Here is a 21,573-nt window from a genome sequence, read left to right on the forward strand (position 1 = left end):
TGAATTTAAAAGAGGACTTGCGGGCAAGGCTCCCTTGGGCGGGGACATTTTATCGGTTGTTCGCCGGACTGACTACCATGAATCGGCTTTGCGACGACCCGCAGTGGGCTCGTACCGGGCAGGCAGCCAGGCTGCGCCCGCCGAATAGCACAGGAGTGAGCGGGTTTCATTGCCGGTTAAGGCGGGAGCGTTATAATGCTCTCACTCAGCACCTCCGGTGTGCAGGTTTGCGCCTCAGGCGGGCGAACCGAACAGTTGAAATGGGAATTCAATGATGAAAAAAGCGCTTACTCTTGCAATGGCCATGACTGTACTGGCCGGCTGTACCACCCTGGACCCCTACAGTCGTGAGGAAAAGACCGCCCAGGCGACCAAGGGGGCGGGTATCGGGGCTGTGACCGGTGCGCTGCTGGGGGCGGCGGTGGACCACCATGATCGTGGCCGTGGCGCCCTGGTCGGCGCGCTGGTGGGTGGTGCCGTGGGCGGTGGCGTCGGTCACTACATGGACCAGCAGGAAATGGCGCTGCGTCAGCGTCTGGACGGTACCGGTGTCGGCATCGAGCGCGTCGGCGACGATATCCGTCTGGTGATGCCGGGCAATATTACCTTCGAGACCGGCAGCGCACAGCTGGATTCCGGCTTCTATCCGGTGCTGGACGACGTTGCCCTGGTGCTCAACGAGTTCAACAAGACCGCCGTCGGCGTCAACGGCTTCACCGACAGCACCGGTTCCTTCGAGCTGAACCAGGGATTGTCGGAGCAGCGCGCGGCGAGCGTTGCCCGTTACCTGGTGAGCCGCGGTGTCGCCCAGGGGCGTATCAGCACCCAGGGCTACGGCCCGCGCTATCCGGTTGCAAGCAACGATACCGAGGCCGGGCGCTCGCAGAACCGCCGCGTCGAGGTCTTCATTCGCGGCAGTGCCGGCTGATTCATCGGCCTGAATATACAAGAAGCCCGGCAATTGCCGGGCTTCTTTGATTGGGCAGGGGCTATCGGCCCCTGGATTCACGCTAATCTGCGATGAACCTTTAGCTTTACACTCCCGCGTGATCAGGCGGCGGACTGCTGTTCTTCGTCGTCTTCGAAGCGGGCCAGCAGGCCTTCCAGGCGTCGCAGGGACTCGGCCTTATCCTCTTCCAGCTCTGCCTTGGCGTCACGCAGTTCGGCGACTTCCATGCGCAGCAGCTCGACTTCTTCCAGCATTTCTTCGATCTTGCGCTCCAGCAGCGCGAACATTTCACTTTGTTGCATTGTGTCTGAGACCTTGAATCCTTGGTGGTACGGACGCCGGGGTGGCGAAAGTGATCCAGTATAGGGAAAAAATCCGGCGCTCACTATTGTCGGCGTTACGCGACCCGATAAATTCGTGAGGCGTAACGCTTAACGTTAATGCGCCACCACCAGGTCGCCCTGCTGGATATTGATCTGTCCGCCGTGGCTGGCGAAGGTACCGCTGGAAATGCCGGCCTGAACGTCGTCGACGACCAGGGTCTGGCGGGTATTGTCCAGATTGGGGCCGAAGTCCCGCTGCAGCCGGTACAGGCTGAGCCTGTCGCCGCGGTTGATGCCGTCGCTGCGCCCGGCGCGGAACCATACGCGATCGTTTTCCACCCTCACGATCTCGGCCCGAAATGGCTGACAGGCCAGCTCGGCGCCGACTTCGTCGCTGATCCGTTCGAGCAGCGCGCGGGTCTTGCGGCCGTAATCCTGCTCCCAGAAGGCGGCGCTGCCAAATCCCGTGGCGCGGTTCTGCGGTAGATTCCACAGGCCTTCGGTGCCGTACTGGCGGCGCAGCAGCAGGGCGCCGGTCAGGGCATCGTGAACATAGAGGTCGAGCTCGAGCCTGCGCAGATAGCGTTCGTCCTGCCGGCGGGCACGGTTGTACCAGTGCTGCAGCTGATTCTGCTCTAGATGCACACCTGGGTCTTGCATGGACAGGTCGCGTATCACGCCGGAAATCAGGTACTGCACATCGAGCTGGCGGGCGTTGGGGGTGAAATTGCTCAGGCGGGTGTCGTGCAGCTGGCGGCTGGGGGCCGTCCCGGGATCCTGGATCAGGCTGGAGTGGCTGGCGTCCAGACTGTGCAGCCCGGGGTTCTGGCTCAGTGCCTGGGCCAGCAGGGACGGCAGGGCGCTGTCGATACCGTTGAGCCGGCCCAGGTTCGCCTGCTGCGGATGCAGCAGCGGAAAGGCGGTGACGGCGAGGTGGTTGCGATAGCTGTGTCCTGCGCCGTTGCGACAGCCCTGCTCGGTTTCGATTTCGGCGCGTATACGCACGATAAGCCAGTTGCCCTGACGCTGTTCGCCGATCACCTGGACGTTGCTGACGGTGCCGAGCGCGCCGAGCTGCAGGTTGTCGACCTCGAGGATGCCGTCGGTGACCCGCTGAGTCACGCTGATATAGGCGGCCGCCTGCAGCGACGCCTGCTCGGTGGCATCCTGCACCGCCAGACGGCGGGCCGACATCAGGTCGTCGCCGATAATGGCGGCGCGCCCCTCAGCCTCGATGCTGTGTGCACCTGCGACCTGACTCAGGAGCAGCAGCGAGAGTGCCAAAGCGCGCATCAAGTGGCTAAACATCCGGGCATCCTGACCGATATTAAAAGAGACAAGCGACGCTGGACCTTTCCGCAGAGCAGGGCCGTCATGGGGCTTTGCCGCCTGCCGTTCGCGTCTTCAGGTTCCCGGTAAAGTATGCAATTTGTGCGGTCCTTGCAAATGGCTTGTACCCTGCGGGGGCTTGGCGTAGGCTGGCCGCAAAAGGGATGGATACAGATGAAGAGAGTGTTGGCGGCGGGTTTCGGGTTGTTGCTGGCAGGATGCGCGTCGCAGCAGCCGGTGCCGGTGCAGGTCGAATCCCTCGGGGACGGGGTAGTGCAGCAGCTGCGCGGAGGCGGCGCTTGGGGCGCAGACCCGGCCGCGCCTGCTTCGTCGGGGCTGGCGCTGGTGGCTGCCCGTTCGTCCACCGATCCGATGAGCGAGGCGGTGGCGCAGATGGCGCAGCAACTGTCGGCGGGGCTGCGGGAAAATCGCATCCGTCGTCTGCCGATGGCGGTGCTGCCGTTCGCCGATCTCGACCGCGCCGCAGTGCCGGCCACCAACCCGGTCGGCGAGCGGATCGCCGAGAATTTCATCTACCAGTTGCAGCAGGCGCAGTACAACCTGGTCGACTTTCGTGCCGTCAGTCTGAACACCACCGAAAAGCCGCCACTGTCGCGCCAGTCGCTGTCGCTGCTCAACAGCCACTACCGCATCTATTTCGTCCTCACCGGCACCTATGCCCGGTATCCCGATGGTGTCGTGCTCAATGCCCGGGTGCTCGACACCACCACCCGCCAGGTACTGGCCAGCGCCCAGACCCACGTTCCGGGCGGGCGACTGGAGGGCGCGTTGCCGGGCTATGACCCGCTGACGTCGCGCGAACGTGGCATGATTATCGAGAACCGCAATGGCGAGGTGGCGCCGTGATCATGGGAAAACTGCTGCCGGCGCTGCTGCTGGCGTTGCTGCTGGCCGGGTGCGCCGGTATCAGTGACAACAATGCTGCCGCGCCCGTACCTAAGGTGCCCGATCTGGTAACGGTCACCGGTTACGCGCCGATCAGTCTGCAGCCGGGGAAAACCGAGCAACATCGCATGCTGATGGCCATGCGGGCCTCCAAGCTGCGGGCCTACCAGGAGCTGGCGGCGATGGTCCATGGTCAGTATCTGTACGGCAGCACCCAGGTCAGCGATATGGTGATGCAGAACGACCGTTTCCGCGCCGCCGTGGCCGGTATCGTGCGCGGTGCCCGGGTGGTCAAGACGTTTCCGGTGCAGGACGACACCTACGCCACCACGCTGGAGCTGGACCTCAATCAGGTCCAGCGCGCCTGGATCCTGTCCGATGACAGTGATTACGACGGTTGCGGACGCAGGCGCAGTCCCTGCCAGACGCCCTGAGCGGGCCTGCCTCGCGTAGGTGGGGCCCGTTCCGTAGGCTGTCCGTAGGTTGGGTCTAGTCCGTAGGTTGGGTCTAGCGGCGAAGCGACCACAATGGACAGTGGGAATGCCAGCATTGCAGGAGCAAATGCTGGCCGCGTGACCGCCAGGGACGGCGGGAATACTTGAATTGCAGGAGCAAATTCAAGTAAACCCAACAGGGGAGGTTCTGACCACTACATTCGGTGCGGGACAGTGCCAAGGGACACCAATCGATCTGCAATGCGATCGATATGATGGGGCCGCGATGCCCGAGCCGCGCGGTGTTGCAGGGGCTGGTGTGGATGCATCGCTTGACCCATCCTACCCGTCACCCGTCACCCGTCACCCGTCACCCGTCACCCGTCACCCGTCACCCTTTCCTGTTCTTCGCCTCGAACGCGGCCAGTTGCTCCGGTGTCGCTTCCTGCTGATACTTCTCTTTCCAGTCGGCGTAGGGCTCGCCGTAGACAAGCTCGCGGGCCTGTTCGTAGTCGACGCTTTCGCCGCGTTCGGCCGCGGCGGCAACGTACCATTTCGACAGGCAGTTGCGGCAGAAGCCCGCAAGGTTCATCAGCTCGATGTTCTGCACATCCTTGCGGCTGTCCAGGTGTTCCAGCAGGCGGCGAAAGACCGCCGCTTCGATTTCGGTTTGGGTTTTATTGTCCATGGCATGTCCTTTAAGTGGTGATCAGGGTGGTAATGGTTGCTGTCAACCGTTAGCGGGTCCGCTGTCGACCGAAACCAAGGCGTCTTCGGCGCCTGTGACGGGTTAGGCGGCGCCCGGACCAAGGTGCCAAACGGCGGATTATATCGCCATTGCGCCGCTAACCCATCCTGCGCCCTGCGGTTGGCGTAGGAGCGGCGCCCCGCCGCGAATGGCTTCGGTGCCTACGGACGCTATTCGCCTGCGGTCACGACTCCTGCTGTATATGCTCGTCGAGCTGCTTGCAGATGGTTTCCTGGAGCCGGCGGCAAAGCTCCGGATCGCTGATCGGCTGTTCGTTGGCGTCGGTAATGAAGAAGTAGTCCTCGACGCGTTCGCCGATGCTGGCGATCTTGGCCTTGCGCACCGAGATGCCGAATTCGACGAAAATGCGGCCGATACGCGCCAGCAGGCCGGGGCGGTCGGGGCTGCTGACTTCGAGCACGGTCTGCTGCATCACCGGGTCGTTGCTGATGGTGACCCGGGTCGGCGAGGCGAACAGCTTCAGGGTGCGCGGCACGCGGCGCTGAATGATGTTGGGGAAGTCGTCCGGATCGTCCAGCTCCTCGATCAGGGTCTCGCGTATATTGGCGAGGTAGTCCGGGTTTTCCGACAGCGGCTGGTTGTCTTCGGTCAGCACCGAGTAGGTGTTCAGCGAGCGGCCGTCCTCGGTGAGGATGATGCGCGCGTCCTGGACGCTCAGGTGCAGCTGGTCGAGCGCCGCCACCGTGGCCGGAAACAGGTTGGGCAGGTCGTCACTGTAGATGAAGATTTCGGTGGCGCCTTCACTGATCCGGTACGAGGTCTTGCGTACCAGTACCAGCGGCAGCCTGTCCGCGCCGTGCTCGATGATCGCTTCGGTGTGCCAGGCCACGCTCTGGGCATCTTCGCGCAGGAAGTAATCGTTGCCGATATTGCCCCAGACCGCCAGTGCTGCCGCTTCGCGGATGCCCCGTCGGCGCAGTGCCGCCAGTGCATCTTTCTGCAGCTGCTCGATGCGGTCGTCGATGTTGACCGGATTCTCGAGCCCGCGGCGCAGCGCGCGGCGAGTCTCGGTGTAGAGCTGGCGCAGCAGGGTGGCGCGCCAGCTGTTCCACAAGGTGTGGTTGGTGGCGTTGATGTCGGCCACGGTGAGAACGTAGAGGTAGTCGAGGTGGACGCTGTCGCCGCAGTGCTTGGCGAAGCGGTGGATAACCTCGGGATCGGAAATATCGCGCCGCTGCGCGGTCATCGACATCAGCAGGTGGTTGCGCACCAGCCAGGCTACCAGGTGTGAGTCCCACTTGCCGAGGTGGTGACGGCGGCAGAACTCCAGCACGTCCTCGGCGCCGAGCTCGGAGTGGTCGCCGCCACGGCCCTTGGCGATATCGTGGTAAAGGCCGGCGATATACAGCAGCTCGATCTTGGGCAGCTGATTGACGATGCGGTAGACGATCGGGAACTGTTCGCGGTGCTCGATGTGCCGCAGCTGGCGCATCTTCTGGATCACCTTCAGGGTATGGGCGTCGACCGTATATATATGAAACAGGTCGTGCTGCATCTGGCCGACGATTTCCCCGAACTCGGGCAGATACCGGCCGAGAATGCCGTAGCGGTTCATGCGCTTGAGTTCGGTGGAGACGCCGTCGGGCGAGCGCAGCAGCTCCATGAACAGCGAGGTGTTGCGGATGTCGTTGCGGAAGGCTTCGTCGATCAGGTGGCGGTGATCGCGGATCAGCTTGATCGTTGCGGCGCGAACGCCCTTGATCTCCTGATGCTGCGCCAGCAGTACGAACAGCTCCATCAGCGCGAACGGGTGGTGCTCGAAAATCTGCGAGTGCCGGACCTCGATATAGCCGTTGTGGATCTGAAAGCGCTTGTTGAGCGGCTCGATCACCTGCTGGTCGTCGGCGCGCAGTATGGCCTCGTCGAAGTACTGCAGCAGCATGTCGTTGAATTCCGACATTGACTTGGCGACCCTGTAGTACTTGTTCATGAACTGCTCGACGGCCAGTGCGCCGTGCTGGTCCTTGTAGCCGAAGAATTCCGCCAGGGTGCGCTGGTGATCGAACAGCAGCCGGTCCTCACGCCGTTTGCAATGCATGTGCAGCGCGTAACGCACGGTCCAAAGATAGAGTTCGCCCTTGTTCAGGATGTCGAGCTCGGATTCGGTCAGGAAGCCATGGTCGACCAGGTCGCGGATATAGGTGGCGCCGAAATGGCGCTTGGCGACCCAGCCGATGGTCTGGAGGTCGCGCAGGCCCCCGGGCGAGGTCTTGAGGTTGGGCTCCAGGTTGTACTCGGTGTTGTTGGTGCGCTCGTGGCGGTCGCGCTGCTCGTCGAGCTTGGCGATAAAGAACTCGCGGTCGGTCCAGGCGCCCTCCGAGGTCACCCTGTCGAAAACTCTTTCCTGCAGCACCGGGTTGCCGACCAGGGTGCGTGACTCCAGCAGGTTGGTGGCGATGGTGATATCGTTGCGCGCTTCCTCGTAGCACTCGTCCACTGTGCGTACGCTGGAGCCGATGTCCAGGGACATGTCCCACAGCAGCGTCAGGAAACCGCTGATGCTGTCGCCGGCGGATTCGGCCTCGATGCCGTCGAGCAGGATCAGGATGTCGATGTCGGAGTGGGGGTGCAGCTCGCCGCGACCGTAGCCGCCCACCGCCACCAGAGCGATGTGTTCGCGGGAAGGCCAGTCGAACAGGTCCCAGGCGGCGGCGAGTATCTGGTCGATGAACCAGGCGCGGCCGTAGATCAGTTTGCGGATGTCTTCGCCGTCGCGAAAGCGCTGGTGCATGCGTTCCTGCGCCGCCCGAATGTGCTGCTTGAATACCGGGATCGGTGAACGGGCTTCGGACAGGGCCTGTCGAAGCGCGTCGACGTCCAGCAGTTCGGTGTCATTCGGGGCGGTCAGGGCGGCGGTCATAGGCGATCTCTACTGGAAGGTTTCTTCTGAACGGCGGGTCAGGATCTCGTAGCCGTCAGCGGTCACCAGCACGGTGTGCTCCCACTGCGCGGACAGGCGGCGGTCGACGGTTTCGACGGTCCAGCCGTCCTTCTTGGACAGTTTTACGTGACGCTTGCCGGCGTTGATCATCGGCTCGATGGTGAAGATCATGCCTTCGCGCAGCTCGACGCCGGTGCCCTCGCGGCCGTAGTGAAGCACCTGGGGGTCCTCGTGAAATTCGCGGCCGATGCCGTGGCCGCAGTATTCACGCACCACCGAGTAGTGCTGTGACTCGGCGTATTGCTGGATGACATGGCCGATATCGCCCAGGTGCGCGCCGGGACGAACCAGCTCGATGCCCTTGTACATGCACTCCTGGGTGATCTCGACCAGGCGCTGGGCGTGCGGTGCCGGTTTGCCGACAAAAAACATCTTACTGGTATCGCCGTGGAAGCCGTCCTTGATCACGGTGATGTCGATATTGATGATGTCGCCGTTCTTCAGCGGCTTGTCGTTGGGGATGCCGTGGCAGACCACCTGGTTGATCGAGGTGCAGATCGATTTCGGAAAGCCGTGGTAGTTCAGCGGCGCCGGAATCGCCTTCTGCTCGTTGACGATGTAGTCATGGCAGATCCGGTTCAGTTCGTTGGTGGTGACGCCGGCCTGGACGTGGGGCTCGATCATCTCCAGCACCTCGGCCGCGAGGCGACCGGCGATGCGCATTTTTTCGATCTCTTCCGGGGTCTTGATGTTAATGGTCATGGGATCTCGGTGTGGTCTTTCATTATCTGTGCAGCCGGACGCCGCCCGGCGATGAACCTGAATTGTATCGAATGTTGCTTCCTTAGCGAAGGTGGTGCTTCAAAATGGAGCCTCACTGTGGTATAAATCCGCCTCCCAAAAAGGGAGCCTAAAACAGGCTATACAGACCACACACACGTGTCGACACAGCATTCAGGGTGCCGCTTGCGGTTGGATGCTGGGATGCGTGGAGGTTTAACCCACTTAATATCAGGAAGTTAGATCCATGGCAAAAGTCACCATGCGTGACCTGCTCAAAGCAGGCGTTCATTTCGGTCACCAGTCCCGCTACTGGAACCCGAAAATGTCCAAGTACATCTTCGGTGCCCGTAACAAGATTCATATCATCAACCTCGAGCACACTCTGCCGGCGCTGAACAACGCGCTGGACGTGGTCAAGGGCATGGCGTCCAACAAGAACAAGATTCTGTTCGTTGGCACCAAGCGCGCGGCCAGCAAGATCGTACAGGAAGAAGCCCTGCGTGCCGGCATGCCTTATGTCAACCACCGTTGGCTGGGCGGCATGCTGACCAACTACAAGACTATTCGTCAGTCCATCCGCCGTCTGCGCGAACTCGAAGCTCAGGCCCAGGACGGTACCTTCGAGAAGCTGACCAAGAAAGAAGCGCTGATGCGTCAGCGTGAAATGGACAAGCTCGAGCGTTCCATCGGCGGTATCAAGGACATGGGCGGTCTGCCTGACGCTCTGTTCGTGATCGACGTCGACCACGAGCGCATCGCTGTCAACGAAGCCAACAAGCTGGGCATCCCGGTTATCGGCGTCGTTGATACCAACAGCAACCCGGACGGCATCGACGTCGTCATCCCGGGTAACGACGATGCGCTGCGCGCCATCCAGATCTACGCCAAGTCGGCTGCCGACGCCTGCGTCGAAGGTCAGGAAGCCGCTGCCGGCGACCGGAACGAATTCGTCGAAGTAGAAGAGCCGGCCGGCGAGTAATTCGCCTGTCAAGCGAGCCGGGTAGTCTCTTCATACTTGTGCAAGGGGGAAGCGTGCGCTGCCCCCTTTTTTGAATGTGAATCAATGCGTTAACTAATGGGGTAAATCGACATGGCGAACTTCTCTGCAGCGCTGGTCAAGGAACTGCGCGAGCGTACCGGTCTGGGCATGATGGAGTGCAAAAAAGCACTGTCCGAAGCCGACGGCGACGTCGAAAAGGCGATCGAGGACCTGCGCAAGGCTTCCGGCATGAAGGCTGCCAAGAAGGCAAGCCGTACCGCCGCTGACGGCGTTGTGGCTATCAAGGTCGCTGACGACAACAGCTACGGTGTTGCCGTTGAAGTCAACTCTGAAACCGACTTCGTTGCCCGCGATTCCGGTTTCCTGGCATTTGTCGATCAGGTCGTTGCCAAGGCTTTCGCCGACAAGCAGACCGACGTTGCCGCACTGATGGCAGGCGAGCTGGAAGCTGCCCGCGAAGCCCTGGTGCAGAAGATCGGCGAGAACATTTCCGTTCGTCGCGTGATTCTGGTCGAAGGCCAGACCGTCGGTGCTTACGTTCACAGCACCAACAAGCTGGCTGCGCTGGTCGCCCTGAGCGGCGGCGAAGCTGAACTGGCTAAGGACATCGCGATGCACGTGACCGCCGTCAACCCGCAGGTCGTCCGCAAGGAAGACATGCCGGAAGAGGTGGTCGCCAAGGAGAAGGAAATCATCCTGGCGCAGCCGGACATGGCCAGCAAGCCGGCGGAAATCGCCGAGAAGATGATTGTTGGCCGCATCAACAAGTTCCTGGCCGAAAACAGCCTGGTCGAGCAGCCGTTCGTCAAGAACCCGGACCAGAAGGTCGGTCAGCTGGTCAAGGATGCCGGTTGCGACGTGCTGTCCTTCGTACGCGTCGAGGTTGGCGAAGGTATCGAAGTCGAGAAGACCGACTTCGCCGCCGAAGTGGCCGCTCAGCTGAAAGGCTGATCCTGTCCGACATACAGGCCGCGCCCGTCCGGGCGCGGCCTGCCTTCCTGCTACACTGATCTGACCTCGATGAGCGGAGACTCACTGATGCCTGCCAGCGACAGACAATCCAGGTATAAACGCATTCTTCTCAAGTTGAGCGGCGAAGCGCTGATGGGGGACGATAGTTTCGGTATCGATCCCAAGGTGCTCAACCGCATGGCGCTCGAAATCGGGCAGCTGGTCGGAATCGGCGTCCAGGTCGGCATGGTGATCGGCGGCGGCAACCTGTTCCGCGGTGCGGCTCTGAGCGCCGCCGGCATGGATCGGGTGACCGGCGATCACATGGGAATGCTGGCCACTGTGATGAACGCGCTGGCGATGCGCGACGCGCTGGAGCGCAACAACATCAATACCCGCGTGATGTCGGCGATTCCGATGAGCGGCGTGGTGGATCATTACGATCGCCGCAACGCCATGCGCTACCTGAATCAGGGTGATGTGGTAATCTTCAGCGCCGGTACCGGCAACCCCTTTTTCACCACCGACTCGGCGGCCTGCCTGCGCGGTATCGAGGTTGAAGTCGACGTGGTGCTCAAGGCTACCAAGGTGGACGGCGTCTACACCGCCGATCCGATGAAGGATCCGTCGGCCCGTCGCTATCTGCATCTGAGCTATGACGAATGCCTCGAGAAGCAGCTCGGGGTCATGGATCTGACCGCCATCTGCCTGACGCGGGACCATGACATGCCGGTGCGGGTATTCAACATGAACCGTCCCGGCGCGCTGGTAAACCTGGTCGTGGGCGGCAAGGAAGGCACCCTGATCGATAACGGTGAGACGGTAGGAGAGAAGTATGCTGAATGAAATCGTGAAAGACGCCGAAGGGCGCATGAAGAAGAGCGTTGACGCTCTGGTCGAGAACTTCAAGAAGATTCGTACCGGTCGCGCCCATCCGAGCATTCTGGACTCGCTGATGGTGAGCTACTACGGCTCCGACGTGCCGGTCGGTCAGGTTGCGAACATCACCGTGGAAGATGCCCGGACCCTGGCGATCAACCCCTGGGAAAAGCAGATGGTACCGGTGATCGAGAAGGCGATCATGAAGTCCGATCTCGGTCTGAATCCGGCCACTTCCGGCGATACCATCCGCGTGCCGATGCCGGCGCTGACCGAGGAAACCCGCAAGGGCTACATCCGTCAGGCCCGCCAGGAAGCGGAAAACGGTCGCGTTGCGATCCGTAACGTGCGCCGCGACGCCAACGGCACCATCAAGGACCTGCTCAAGGAAAAGGAAATCACCGAGGACGAAGGTCGTCGTGCCGAGGATCAGGTGCAGAAGCTGACGGACAAGTTTGTCGGTGAAGTCGACAAGCTGCTCGAGCACAAAGAAACCGATCTGATGGAAATCTGATGACGTTACGGGGCGCTTGGCGCCCCGTGCATTTTCTTATGCCGGTAAATAACGATACCAATAACGGCGCGGGCACGGCGCCTCTGCGCCATATTGCCGTCATCATGGATGGCAACAACCGTTGGGCCAAGGTTCGCCGTCTCCCCGGCCTGGCCGGACACAAGGCCGGTGTCGAAAGCGTTCGCCGCCTGATAGAGGGCTGCATGCGCCAGGGTGTCGGGCACCTGACGCTCTTTGCCTTCAGCAGTGAAAACTGGCAGCGTCCGCCGCTCGAAGTGAAGGGGCTGATGGAGCTGTTCATGCTGGCGCTCAAGCGTGAGGCGCGCAAGCTCCTCAAGAACGATATCCGTCTGCGCATCATCGGTGACCGCAGCCGCTTCAGCGAGGCGCTGCAGGAAAAGATCGCCGAGGTCGAGGCGCTGACCGCCGGCTGTACCCGCATGCAGCTCAATATCGCCGCCAATTACGGCGGGCGCTGGGATATCGCCCGGGCCGCATCGCGCATCGCGCAGGACTGCCGCGACGGCCGGCTCGATCCCGACGCCGTCGACGAGACGCTGTTCGGTGACTACATGAGTCTGTCCGATCAGCCGTCGCCGGACCTCTGTATCCGCACCGCCGGGGATCACCGCATCAGCAATTTTCTGCTCTGGCAGATGGCCTATACCGAGTTCTATTTCGCCGATTGCTACTGGCCGGATTTCGGCGAGCAGGAACTGGCAGACGCAATCAGGGACTATTGCGGCCGCCAGCGCCGCTTTGGCAAGACCAGCGAACAGATAGAGGCGGGCGGCAGTGCTTAAACAGCGAATGTTGACGGCTTTGGTGCTGGCGCCGGCGGCGCTGGCGGGTGTTTTTCTGCTGCAGCAGACCTGGTTCGAGGTCTTCGTCGCCGCCGCGATGGTGCTTGGCGCCTGGGAGTGGGGGCGGCTGGCCGGTTTTGGTCAGCGTCGCGCCCGGCTGCTGTTCGCCGCCGGTCTCGGCGTATTGCTGCTGGCCTGTATCTTTGTGCGTCCCTGGGTGCCGGTGCCCGGCCTGATGCTGGTGACGGTACTGTTCTGGCTGCTGGCGCTTTACTGGGTGGTGCGTTTTCCCCGGGTCGGTGCCTGGGAAGGTTCGCTGAGCCGGCTGCTGATCGGTTACCTGGTGCTGACGTCGAGCTGGTTCGCGCTGGTGGAGCTCAAGCAGCTCGAACGCGGCAATCTGATGATCCTGCTGCTGCTGTTGCTGGTGTGGGCGGCGGATGTCGGCGCCTACGTTGCCGGCAAGACCTGGGGGCGCAACAAGCTGGCGCCGGCGGTCAGCCCCGGCAAGACCCGCGAAGGCCTCTTCGGCGGGCTGTTCAGCTGCATACTGGTCGGTGCGCTCTTTGGTGCCTGGCTTGAACTACCGCTGCTGTCGTTGGTCTACCTCGTCGTACTGTCGTTCTGTACCGGCCTGGCGTCGGTGCTGGGAGACCTTTTCGAAAGCATGCTCAAGCGCCATCAGGGTATCAAGGATAGCGGCCGCTTACTGCCGGGGCACGGCGGTGTACTCGACCGCATCGACAGCCTGACTGCGGCAGCGCCGGTGTTCGTGCTGGGCATGTGGCTGATGACGGAGCTGTAATGAGCATACTGACCACAGTGCTGGCGTTTGTCGCTACCCTCGGGGTGCTGGTGACCATCCATGAATGGGGACATTTCTGGGTGGCGCGTCGCTGTGGTGTCAGGGTGCTGCGGTTTTCCGTCGGTTTCGGCAAGCCGCTATGGTCGCGCAAGGGTCGCAACGGCACCGAGTACGTGGTCGCGGCCATTCCCCTGGGCGGTTATGTCAAGATGCTCGACGAGCGCGAGGGCGAGGTGCCCGAAAGCCTTCGTGATCAGGCATTCAACAACAAGCCGCTGTGGGCGCGCAGCGCCATCGTCGCCGCAGGTCCTGTGGTGAATCTGCTGTTCGCGCTGCTGGCGTACTGGTTCATGTTCGTTGCCGGCGTCAATACGGTCGCGCCGGTGATCGGGGAAGTGCGTACCGATACGCCGGCCTGGCAGGCCGGTATCGAACCCGGTGGTGAAGTCGTCGGCCTCGACGGCGACCCGGCGCGCTCCTGGGAAGAGCTCAACCTGCTGCTGGTGTCCCATATCGGTGAAAGTCGCACCCTGTCGCTGCGGGTGCGCTACAACGATTCTGCCACGCCTGTCACCTATCCCATACGGCTCGATGACTGGTCGGTCGATATCGAGCGCGAAAGCCCGCTGCGCGCCCTCGGACTCGTGCCGTACCGGCCGGAGATTCCCCCGGTGCTCGGACAGCTGCTGCCCGACGGCCGCGCGGCGGTCGCGGGCCTGCAGAGCGGTGATCGGGTGCTCAGCATCGACGGCACCGCGGTGCCGGACTGGGGTGCGCTGGTCGAGCGGGTTCGCGCCGCGCCTGACGTGGCGTTGCAGCTCGAGATCGAGCGCGACGGCATCCGTCGCGAGCTGACGCTGACGCCGGCCCGGCGTGACGGCGAAACAGGCGCCATTGGCTATATCGGTGCGGGGGTTCAGGCTGTCGAGTGGCCGCCGGAGTTGCTGCGCACCCTGAGGTACGGTCCGCTGGAGGCCTTCGGCGTCGCCGCCGACAAGACCGGGCAGATGATCGGCCTGACGCTCGAGTCGATCTGGAAAATGCTGGAGGGCGTGATCTCGGTAAAAAACTTGAGCGGCCCGATTACGATTGCTAAAGTGGCGGGGGCTTCGGCGGCCTCCGGTCTTGAGTCCTTTATCAGCTTCCTGGCGTACCTGAGCATCAGTCTCGGTGTATTGAATCTGTTACCCATCCCGATGTTGGATGGCGGTCACCTGTTCTACTACGGTATCGAGGCGCTGCGGGGCCGTCCTGTCAGTGAACGGGTGCAGATGTTCGGGCTGCGGGTCGGAATGGCCGTACTGTTTACCCTGATGGCAGTTGCAATCGTGAATGACCTGATGCGGCTGTAGAAATGGCATGGTTGCCGGTTTTTTCGATGGAATAAGACGTAGTTCATGAAACGCAGACTGGGACTCTTCTTCTCCCTTCTATGTTGGGGAACCCTGGCGAGAGCCGCCATATCACCCTTCACCGTTACCGATATTCGCCTCGAAGGCCTGCAGCGGGTCGATCCCGGCAGCGTGTTTCGCAACTTCCCGATCGCCTCCGGCGACCTCATCACCGAGTACGAGCTGACCCGGGCGACCCGGGAGCTGTTCGAGACCGGCAATTTCGACAATATCGAACTGCTGCGTGACGGCGATGTGCTGATCGTGCGCCTCACCGAGCGTCCTGCCGTCAGTCTGATTCGTCTTGACGGCAACAAGGTCGTCAAGGACGAGGCGCTGATGCAGGGACTCAAGCAGAGCGGTCTCGAGGAGGGCGAGGTGTTCAAGCGCGCCGCGCTCGACCGTATCCAGCTCGAGCTGCAGCGGCTGTATGTCGCCCAGGGGCGCTACGGTGCCGGCGTCGAAACCGAGGTGGAAGAGCTGCCGGGCAACCGCGTCGCGCTGAATATCGATATCACCGAGGGCTCGGTCGCCTCGATCCAGCACATCAATGTGGTCGGCAACAAGGTGTTCAGCGACGAGGAGCTCAAGGAGCTGTTCGAGCTGCAGCTGCCGAACATGTGGAGCTTCATCACCGACAGCGATCGCTATTCCCGCGAAAAGCTCGCCGGCGACCAGGAGCGCCTGCGCTCCTGGTACCTGGACCGCGGCTATATCAACTTCTCCATCGACTCCACCCAGGTGTCGATCTCGCCCGACCGGCAGCACGTCTACATCACCATCAACATCACCGAGGGTGAGCAGTTCAAGATCCGCGAGGTCGATCTGGCCGGTGATCTGGCGGTGCCGGAATCGGACCTGGCGTCGGAGCTGAGCTTCGAGCAGGGCGATGTGTTCTCGCGTCAGGAAATGACCGATATCCAGGAGCGCCTGCAGCGGGTGCTGGGCGATGGCGGCTACATGTTCGCCAACGTCAGCCCGGTGCCGACCCTGCACGAGGAAGACAACACCGTCTCGCTGCGCTATTTCGTTGAGCCGGGCCAGCGTACCTACGTGCGCCGGATTCTGATCAAGGGCAACACCACCACCGCCGACGAGGTGCTGCGTCAGCAGCTGACGCAGATGGAAGCGGCCGTGGCCTCGGCGGAGAAAATCGAGGAGTCCAAGAACAAGCTGTCCCGTACCGGCTACTTCAAGACCGTCGATGTCGAAACCCGCCCGGTGCCGGGAACCAACGATCAGGTCGACGTCGAGTACACCATCGAAGAGCAGCCTTCGGGCCAGTTCACCGCCGCGGTGGGCTTCTCGCAGAGCTCCGGCTTCATCTTCCAGCTCGGGGTGCAGCAGGACAACTTCTTCGGTACCGGCAAGCAGGTCGGGTTCAACTTCTCCAACAGCGACACCCTGACCGAGTACAGCTTCAACTACACCGATCCGTTCTATACGGTCGACGGCGTCAGCCGCGGTTTCAACGTCTTCTATCGCGAGCGTGACTACGACGAAGACGACGTCAGTAACTACACCACCGACGAGTTCGGCGCCGGGGTCAACTTCGGTTACCCGATCAACGAATACCAGCGTCTGAGCTTCGGTCTCGGCTTCGAGAACATTACGCTCGACACTTTCAATTCGACCGCGGACGAAGTGTTCGGCTTCATCGAAGAGGAAGGCGACAGCTATCTCGACTGGCTGTTCAAGACCACCTGGAGCAACAATCACCTGAACCGCGGCCTCTTTCCGACCAGTGGCTGGAATCAGACCCTTTCGGCGGAAATCGCGGTGCCGGGCAGCGATCTGAGTTATTTCCGTTCGCAGTATCGCGCCGAGTACTATCTGCCGCTCAACAGCGACGAGACCTGGGTCGTGTCCGCCTCGGGGCGCCTCGGCTACGGCGACAGCTTCGGCAGCAACAACTATCCGTTCTTCAAGAACTACTACGCCGGCGGCCTGCGCAGCGTCAGGGGCTTCGACAACAACTCCCTGGGTCCGCGCGACTCCAACGACGACGCTTTCGGCGGCAATCTGCAGACCATCGGCTCGCTGGAGCTGATCTTCCCGACGCCGTTCCTGAACGACAATACCAGCTGGCGCACCCTGGCGTTCGTGGACGGCGGCAACGTCTTCACCACCGACTGCCTGGAAGCGGCGAGCGACTGCACCGAAGGTCTCGAACTGGACGAGATCCGTTACTCCGCGGGTGTTGGTCTGAGCTGGCTGACGCCGGTGGGCCCGCTGTCGATCTCGCTGGCGATGCCGCTCAACGACCGCAAAGACGACGAAACCGAGGTGTTCCAGTTCTCCCTTGGTCAGACCTTCTAAGGAGTCAACATGAAGTATATCCAGTCCGCACTGCTCGCCCTGGTCATGATGTTCAGCTTTCAGGCCGCCGCGGCCGACAAGGTGGCCGTGCTGGGTGTCGAGGAAGCGCTGCTCAAATCCGATGCCGCCGCCGACCTGCGGGATCAGCTCAAGCGCGAGTTTTCCGGCGAGGAAAAACAGCTGCTCGAGCTGGAAAAGCAGGCCAAGGCGCTGCAGGAAAAGCTGCGCAAGAATCAGGGGCTTCAGTCCAAGGAAGATGAGCAGAAGCTGCGCCTGCAGTTCCAGAAGGCCTTCGGCCAGTACCAGAAGCAGGGGCAGGAACTGCAGCAGAAGCGCGCCGAACGCGAGCGCGGCTTCCTGGCCGAAATGCGTCCGAAGCTGGACGAGGTCATCCGCGACATCATCAAGAAGGAAAAGTACGACGTCGTGATCGCCAAGCAGGCGACCGTCTATTCCGACAAGAGCGTCGACATCACCCAGACCGTTATCGACGCCCTGAACAAAAAATAGGCCGGCATGACGCGCGCAACCGAATTCAGCCTGCAGGAGGTCGCCGACGTTGTCGGCGGCCGCGTCAGCGGTGATCCGCTGCACCGGATCACAGGTCTTGCAACACTTCAGACAGCTGGCCCCGGCCAGCTGTCGTTTTTTGCCAGCGGACGATACCTGAACCAGCTCAAGGCCAGCCAGGCCGGCGCGGTGCTGGTTGCCGAAGCCCATCTCGATGCGGTCGGCGGACACGCCATCGTCGTCGAGGACCCTTACCTTGCCTTTGCCCGTGTCAGCGAGCTGTTCGACTGGCGCGCACCGGTATCTCCGGGTGTGCACGCCACGGCGGTGATCGCCGAAGACGCCGTGATCGACGCGGCGGCCCAGGTCGGGGCGCATGCGGTGATTGGCGCCGGGTCGAAGATCGCGGCGGGGGCCTGTATCGGTCCCCAGGTCGTGATCGGCGCCCGTTGCAGCATCGGGGTCGACACGCGCCTCGAGGCCGGTGTGGTGCTCTACGACGACGTTCGTGTTGGCGAACGCTGCATTCTGCACTCCGGCGCGGTGCTCGGCGCCGACGGCTTCGGCTTTGCGCCGGAGGCCGGTCGCTGGCGCAAGATCTGCCAGCTCGGTGGCGTCAGTATCGGCAACGACGTCGAAATCGGCGCCGGCACCACCGTCGACCGCGGCGCCCTCGACGACACCCGTATCGACGACGGCGTCAAGCTCGACAATCAGATTCAGGTGGCGCACAACGTCGAGATCGGCCGTGATACGGCCATCGCAGGCTGTACCGCCATCGCCGGAAGCACTAAAATTGGCGAACGCTGCACCATTGCCGGTCTTTCGGGCATTACCGGGCATCTGACGATAGCGCCTGGCACCCACGTTACCGCCATGTCTCTCGTCAGCAAGTCGATTACCGAGGCCGGCGCCTATTCGTCCGGTACGGGACTGCAGCCGCACCGAAACTGGAAGCGCAATGTCGTTCGCTTCCGTCAGCTCGACGAGCTGGCCCGTCGAGTGACGAAACTAGAACAGTTAATCGAGCAAAACTCTACTGAAGGTCATACAGAATGATGGATGTTAAGGAAATCCGCGAGTACCTGCCCCACCGTTACCCGTTTCTACTGGTGGACAGGGTGCTGGAGCTGGAAGTAGGTGAGTCCATCGTCGCGATCAAGAACGTAACCGTCAACGAGCCTTTCTTCAACGGTCACTTCCCGGATCATCCGGTTATGCCGGGCGTGCTGATCGTCGAAGCCATGGCGCAGGCCGCCGGCATCCTCGGCTTCAAGACCATGGACAAGAAGCCGCAGGACGGCTCCATCTATTACTTCGTCGGTGCCGACGACCTGCGCTTCAAGCGTCCGGTGGTACCTGGCGATCAGCTGCGCCTCGAAGCCCGCAAGATCTCCGAGCGTCGCGGTATCTGGAAATTCGACGTCCGGGCCACGGTCGACGGCGACGTGGTCAGCACCGCCACTATCCTTTGTGCAGACAGAAAGGTGTAACCCTTGATCGATTCCCGCGCCATCGTTGATCCCGGTGCCCGTATCGCGCCTGACGTCGAAGTCGGGCCTTTCAGCATTATCGGCCCTGACGTCGAGATCGGCGCCGGAACTGTCATAGGGCCCCACGTGGTGGTGCGGGGACCGACCCGTATCGGCGAGCACAACCGCATCTTCCAGTTCGCCTCGGTGGGCGAAGAGTGCCAGGACAAGAAGTACCGCGGCGAGCCGACCCGGCTCGAGATCGGCGATCACAACGTCATCCGCGAAGGCGTCACCATTCACCGCGGCACGGTGCAGGATCAGGGGCTGACGAAGATCGGCAGCCACAACCTGCTGATGGCCTATGCCCACGTCGCGCATGACTGCATGGTCGGCGATCATATCATCCTGGCCAACAACACGGCGCTTGCCGGCCATGTGCACGTCGACGATCACGCCATACTCGGCGGCTTTACCCTGGTGCATCAGTTCTGCCGTATCGGCGCCCACGTGATGTGCGGCACCGGCACCGTGGTGCTGAAGGACATCCCGGCCTACCTGATGGCGTCCGGCAACACCGCCAAACCCCACGGCCTCAATCTCGAGGGGCTGCGCCGTCGGGGCTTTTCGCCTGAAGCGCTGCGTACCCTGCGTCAGGCGTACAAGACCGTGTTCCGGCAGAAACTGACGCTCGAGCAGGCGCTGGAGCGGCTTGACCCGATGCTGCCTTCCTGCCCCGAGCTCAAGCCTTTCGTCGATTCGCTGCGGGCCTCGACCCGCGGCATCATCCGCTGAGGCCGCCATGGCCCTGCGTATCGGAATCGTTGCCGGTGAGGCTTCGGGGGATATCCTCGGCGCCGGCCTGATCGAGGCGCTCAGGCGCCGTTACCCCGATCTCGAAGTCGAAGGTATCGGCGGCGACCTGATGGTCGCCGCGGGTTGCCGCTCGCTGTATCCGATGGAACGGCTGTCGGTGATGGGCCTGGTCGAAGTGCTCGGGCGGCTGCGGGAGCTGATGGGCATCCGCAAGGCCCTGGCCGAACACTTCGAGGCCGAGCGGCCGCACCTTTTCATCGGCATCGACGCGCCGGATTTCACGCTGAATCTGGAAGGTCGCCTGCGCGAAGCGGGCATACCGACGGTGCACTATGTCAGTCCGTCGGTCTGGGCTTGGCGCCGCAAGCGGGTGTTCAAGATCCTGGGCACCACCGATCTGATGCTGACTCTGTTCCCGTTCGAGGCCCACTTCTACCGCGAGCACGGCCAGCGCGTCGCCTTCGTCGGTCATCCGCTGGCGAGCCGGATTCCGGAGGAGCCGGACAAGGGCGAGGCGCGCCAGGCGCTGGGGCTGCCGGCGGATACCGAAGTGGTGGCGCTGTTGCCGGGCAGTCGCGGTGGCGAGCTCAAGTACCTGGCGCGCCCCTTCCTCGAAACCGCGCGCTGGCTCAGGGCGCGGCGTCCGAATGTGCGTTTCGTGCTTCCGGCCGCGAACGAGGCGAGGCTGCATCAACTGCATGAGCTGGTACAGGGCGAGTTCGCCGATCTCGAGGTCGAGCTGATGCTCAAGCACTCGCGCGAAGCCATGCAGGCGGCCGATGCCATACTGATCGCCTCGGGCACGGCGACGCTCGAAGCAATGCTGCTCAAGCGCCCGATGGTGGTGGCATACCGCATGGCGGGGCTGACCCATTTCATCCTCTCGCGACTGATCAAAAGCCCCTATATCTCGCTGCCGAACCTGCTCGCCGATGCGCCGCTGGTACCGGAAGTGCTGCAGGACGAGGTCCGTCCGGAGGTGCTCGGACCGCTGCTGCTGAAGCAGCTCGAGGATCCGGCCAACGCCCGGCGGCTCAAGACGCGTTTCACCAAGATCCACCGCGAGCTGAATCGCGATGCCGACGAGCGCGCGGCCGATGCGATTGTCGAGCTGCTGCAAAACAGAGAGCGCTGATGCAACCGATGGGATTCGACTTCGCCGCCGGGCAGCGTATCGCCGGTGTCGACGAGGTCGGCCGCGGGCCCCTTGTCGGCAATGTCGTGGCGGCCGCGGTCATTCTGGACCCGGACCGTCCGATCCGGGGGCTGGCCGACTCCAAGGCCCTGAGCGAGAAAAAGCGTCTGGCGCTCTATGACGAAATCCGCGAGCGGGCGCTGGCCTGGTGCGTGGCGTCGGCGAGTCCGTCCGAGATCGATGCTATCAATATCCTGCACGCCAGCATGCTGGCGATGCAGCGGGCGGTCGAGGGGCTGGCGCCGGCGCCGGACTACGCCCTGATCGACGGCAACCGCTGCCCGGTGCTGGCCTGTCCGTCAGAGCCCGTGATCAAGGGCGATGCGAAGGTGCCGGCCATCAGCGCCGCCTCGATACTGGCCAAGGTCGTGCGCGACCGGGAGATGCAGGAACTTCACCTGCGCCATCCCGACTACGGTTTCGCGCAGCACAAGGGCTACCCGACACCCGCCCATCTGGAGGCGCTGCGCCGGCTCGGCCCCCTGCCTGAATATCGCCGCAGCTTTCGCCCGGTGCGAGAGTTGCTGCAACCCGGAGACTGATC

General features: G+C 62.5%; 22 protein-coding genes. 17 read left to right on the forward strand and 5 right to left on the reverse strand.

Going from position 1 to position 21,573, the window contains the following annotated elements:
• Positions 1 to 271: 271 nt before the first annotated feature.
• Positions 272 to 928 carry a YiaD family glycine zipper/OmpA-like lipoprotein gene (locus IEX85_RS05795; protein ID WP_188859337.1) on the forward strand — a complete coding sequence of 219 codons (657 nt, stop codon included), beginning with the start codon at positions 272 to 274 and terminating at the stop codon, positions 926 to 928.
• Positions 929 to 1,050: 122 nt separating this feature from the next.
• On the opposite strand, the gene IEX85_RS05800 is transcribed toward IEX85_RS05795, so the two are convergent.
• Both IEX85_RS05800 and IEX85_RS05805 read right to left on the reverse strand, forming a co-directional pair.
• The gene (locus IEX85_RS05800; RefSeq protein WP_188859339.1) at positions 1,051 to 1,251 is read right to left on the reverse strand and encodes a hypothetical protein; all 201 of its coding nucleotides are present in this window, start codon (positions 1,249 to 1,251) and stop codon (positions 1,051 to 1,053) included.
• 135 nt (positions 1,252 to 1,386) lie between these two features.
• Positions 1,387 to 2,580: a flagellar assembly protein T N-terminal domain-containing protein gene (locus IEX85_RS05805; RefSeq protein ID WP_188859341.1), complete on the reverse strand. Its 1,194-nt coding sequence runs from the start codon at positions 2,578 to 2,580 to the stop codon at positions 1,387 to 1,389.
• A gap of 195 nt (positions 2,581 to 2,775) precedes the next feature.
• On the opposite strand from IEX85_RS05805, the gene IEX85_RS05810 reads away from it, so the two are divergent.
• Both IEX85_RS05810 and IEX85_RS05815 read left to right on the forward strand, forming a co-directional pair.
• Positions 2,776 to 3,468 (forward strand): FlgO family outer membrane protein, encoded by a 693-nt coding sequence (locus IEX85_RS05810; RefSeq protein ID WP_188859343.1) that lies wholly within the window; start codon positions 2,776 to 2,778, stop codon positions 3,466 to 3,468.
• Between the two features lie 2 nt (positions 3,469 to 3,470).
• A complete protein-coding gene (locus tag IEX85_RS05815) occupies positions 3,471 to 3,941 on the forward strand; it encodes an LPP20 family lipoprotein (RefSeq protein WP_188859344.1) in 471 nt (156 codons plus the stop codon).
• Between the two features lie 391 nt (positions 3,942 to 4,332).
• On the opposite strand, the gene IEX85_RS05820 is transcribed toward IEX85_RS05815, so the two are convergent.
• The 3 genes from IEX85_RS05820 to map all read right to left on the reverse strand — a co-directional run bounded on the left by IEX85_RS05820 (position 4,333) and on the right by map (position 8,353).
• Positions 4,333 to 4,629: a DUF1244 domain-containing protein gene (locus IEX85_RS05820; protein WP_188859346.1), complete on the reverse strand. Its 297-nt coding sequence runs from the start codon at positions 4,627 to 4,629 to the stop codon at positions 4,333 to 4,335.
• Positions 4,630 to 4,873: 244 nt separating this feature from the next.
• Positions 4,874 to 7,570: a [protein-PII] uridylyltransferase gene (locus IEX85_RS05825; protein ID WP_188859349.1), complete on the reverse strand. Its 2,697-nt coding sequence runs from the start codon at positions 7,568 to 7,570 to the stop codon at positions 4,874 to 4,876.
• A 9-nt stretch (positions 7,571 to 7,579) separates the two neighbouring features.
• Entirely contained in the window at positions 7,580 to 8,353 is a 774-nt protein-coding gene (map, locus tag IEX85_RS05830) for a type I methionyl aminopeptidase (protein WP_188859351.1), read from the reverse strand.
• A gap of 265 nt (positions 8,354 to 8,618) precedes the next feature.
• Between map and rpsB the strand changes: the two genes are divergently transcribed.
• From rpsB to rnhB, 14 genes are all read left to right on the forward strand, one after another.
• Positions 8,619 to 9,353 carry a 30S ribosomal protein S2 gene (gene rpsB / locus IEX85_RS05835; protein WP_188859353.1) on the forward strand — a complete coding sequence of 245 codons (735 nt, stop codon included), beginning with the start codon at positions 8,619 to 8,621 and terminating at the stop codon, positions 9,351 to 9,353.
• Positions 9,354 to 9,464: 111 nt separating this feature from the next.
• Positions 9,465 to 10,325: a translation elongation factor Ts gene (tsf, locus tag IEX85_RS05840; RefSeq protein WP_188859355.1), complete on the forward strand. Its 861-nt coding sequence runs from the start codon at positions 9,465 to 9,467 to the stop codon at positions 10,323 to 10,325.
• Positions 10,326 to 10,412: 87 nt separating this feature from the next.
• Complete coding sequence (gene pyrH / locus IEX85_RS05845) at positions 10,413 to 11,171, forward strand: UMP kinase (protein ID WP_188859357.1); 759 nt, start codon at positions 10,413 to 10,415, stop codon at positions 11,169 to 11,171.
• The gene (frr, locus tag IEX85_RS05850) at positions 11,161 to 11,718 is read left to right on the forward strand and encodes a ribosome recycling factor (protein ID WP_188859359.1); all 558 of its coding nucleotides are present in this window, start codon (positions 11,161 to 11,163) and stop codon (positions 11,716 to 11,718) included. Before pyrH ends, frr begins: the two co-directional genes overlap by 11 nt.
• Before the next feature lie 38 nt (positions 11,719 to 11,756).
• Positions 11,757 to 12,521 carry a polyprenyl diphosphate synthase gene (gene uppS / locus IEX85_RS05855; protein ID WP_188859365.1) on the forward strand — a complete coding sequence of 255 codons (765 nt, stop codon included), beginning with the start codon at positions 11,757 to 11,759 and terminating at the stop codon, positions 12,519 to 12,521.
• Between the two features lie 7 nt (positions 12,522 to 12,528).
• Positions 12,529 to 13,326 (forward strand): phosphatidate cytidylyltransferase, encoded by a 798-nt coding sequence (locus IEX85_RS05860; RefSeq protein WP_229721803.1) that lies wholly within the window; start codon positions 12,529 to 12,531, stop codon positions 13,324 to 13,326.
• Complete coding sequence (gene rseP / locus IEX85_RS05865; protein ID WP_188859369.1) at positions 13,326 to 14,678, forward strand: sigma E protease regulator RseP; 1,353 nt, start codon at positions 13,326 to 13,328, stop codon at positions 14,676 to 14,678. Before IEX85_RS05860 ends, rseP begins: the two co-directional genes overlap by 1 nt.
• A gap of 45 nt (positions 14,679 to 14,723) precedes the next feature.
• Entirely contained in the window at positions 14,724 to 17,036 is a 2,313-nt protein-coding gene (gene bamA / locus IEX85_RS05870) for an outer membrane protein assembly factor BamA (RefSeq protein ID WP_188859371.1), read from the forward strand.
• 9 nt (positions 17,037 to 17,045) lie between these two features.
• Positions 17,046 to 17,546 carry an OmpH/Skp family outer membrane protein gene (locus IEX85_RS05875; RefSeq protein WP_188859373.1) on the forward strand — a complete coding sequence of 167 codons (501 nt, stop codon included), beginning with the start codon at positions 17,046 to 17,048 and terminating at the stop codon, positions 17,544 to 17,546.
• 6 nt (positions 17,547 to 17,552) lie between these two features.
• Entirely contained in the window at positions 17,553 to 18,605 is a 1,053-nt protein-coding gene (gene lpxD / locus IEX85_RS05880) for a UDP-3-O-(3-hydroxymyristoyl)glucosamine N-acyltransferase (RefSeq protein WP_188859375.1), read from the forward strand.
• Positions 18,602 to 19,039, forward strand: coding sequence for a 3-hydroxyacyl-ACP dehydratase FabZ (gene fabZ / locus IEX85_RS05885; RefSeq protein ID WP_188859376.1), 438 nt, complete (start codon positions 18,602 to 18,604; stop codon positions 19,037 to 19,039). Before lpxD ends, fabZ begins: the two co-directional genes overlap by 4 nt.
• A 3-nt stretch (positions 19,040 to 19,042) precedes the next feature.
• Entirely contained in the window at positions 19,043 to 19,813 is a 771-nt protein-coding gene (gene lpxA / locus IEX85_RS05890) for an acyl-ACP--UDP-N-acetylglucosamine O-acyltransferase (RefSeq protein ID WP_188859377.1), read from the forward strand.
• Between the two features lie 7 nt (positions 19,814 to 19,820).
• The gene (gene lpxB / locus IEX85_RS05895) at positions 19,821 to 20,969 is read left to right on the forward strand and encodes a lipid-A-disaccharide synthase (protein WP_188859378.1); all 1,149 of its coding nucleotides are present in this window, start codon (positions 19,821 to 19,823) and stop codon (positions 20,967 to 20,969) included.
• Positions 20,969 to 21,571, forward strand: coding sequence for a ribonuclease HII (rnhB, locus tag IEX85_RS05900; protein WP_188859379.1), 603 nt, complete (start codon positions 20,969 to 20,971; stop codon positions 21,569 to 21,571). Before lpxB ends, rnhB begins: the two co-directional genes overlap by 1 nt.
• Positions 21,572 to 21,573: the final 2 nt, after the last annotated feature.

This window comes from Marinobacterium nitratireducens (genome assembly GCF_014645375.1).
In the GTDB taxonomy this organism is placed as follows: domain Bacteria; phylum Pseudomonadota; class Gammaproteobacteria; order Pseudomonadales; family Balneatricaceae; genus Marinobacterium_A; species Marinobacterium_A nitratireducens.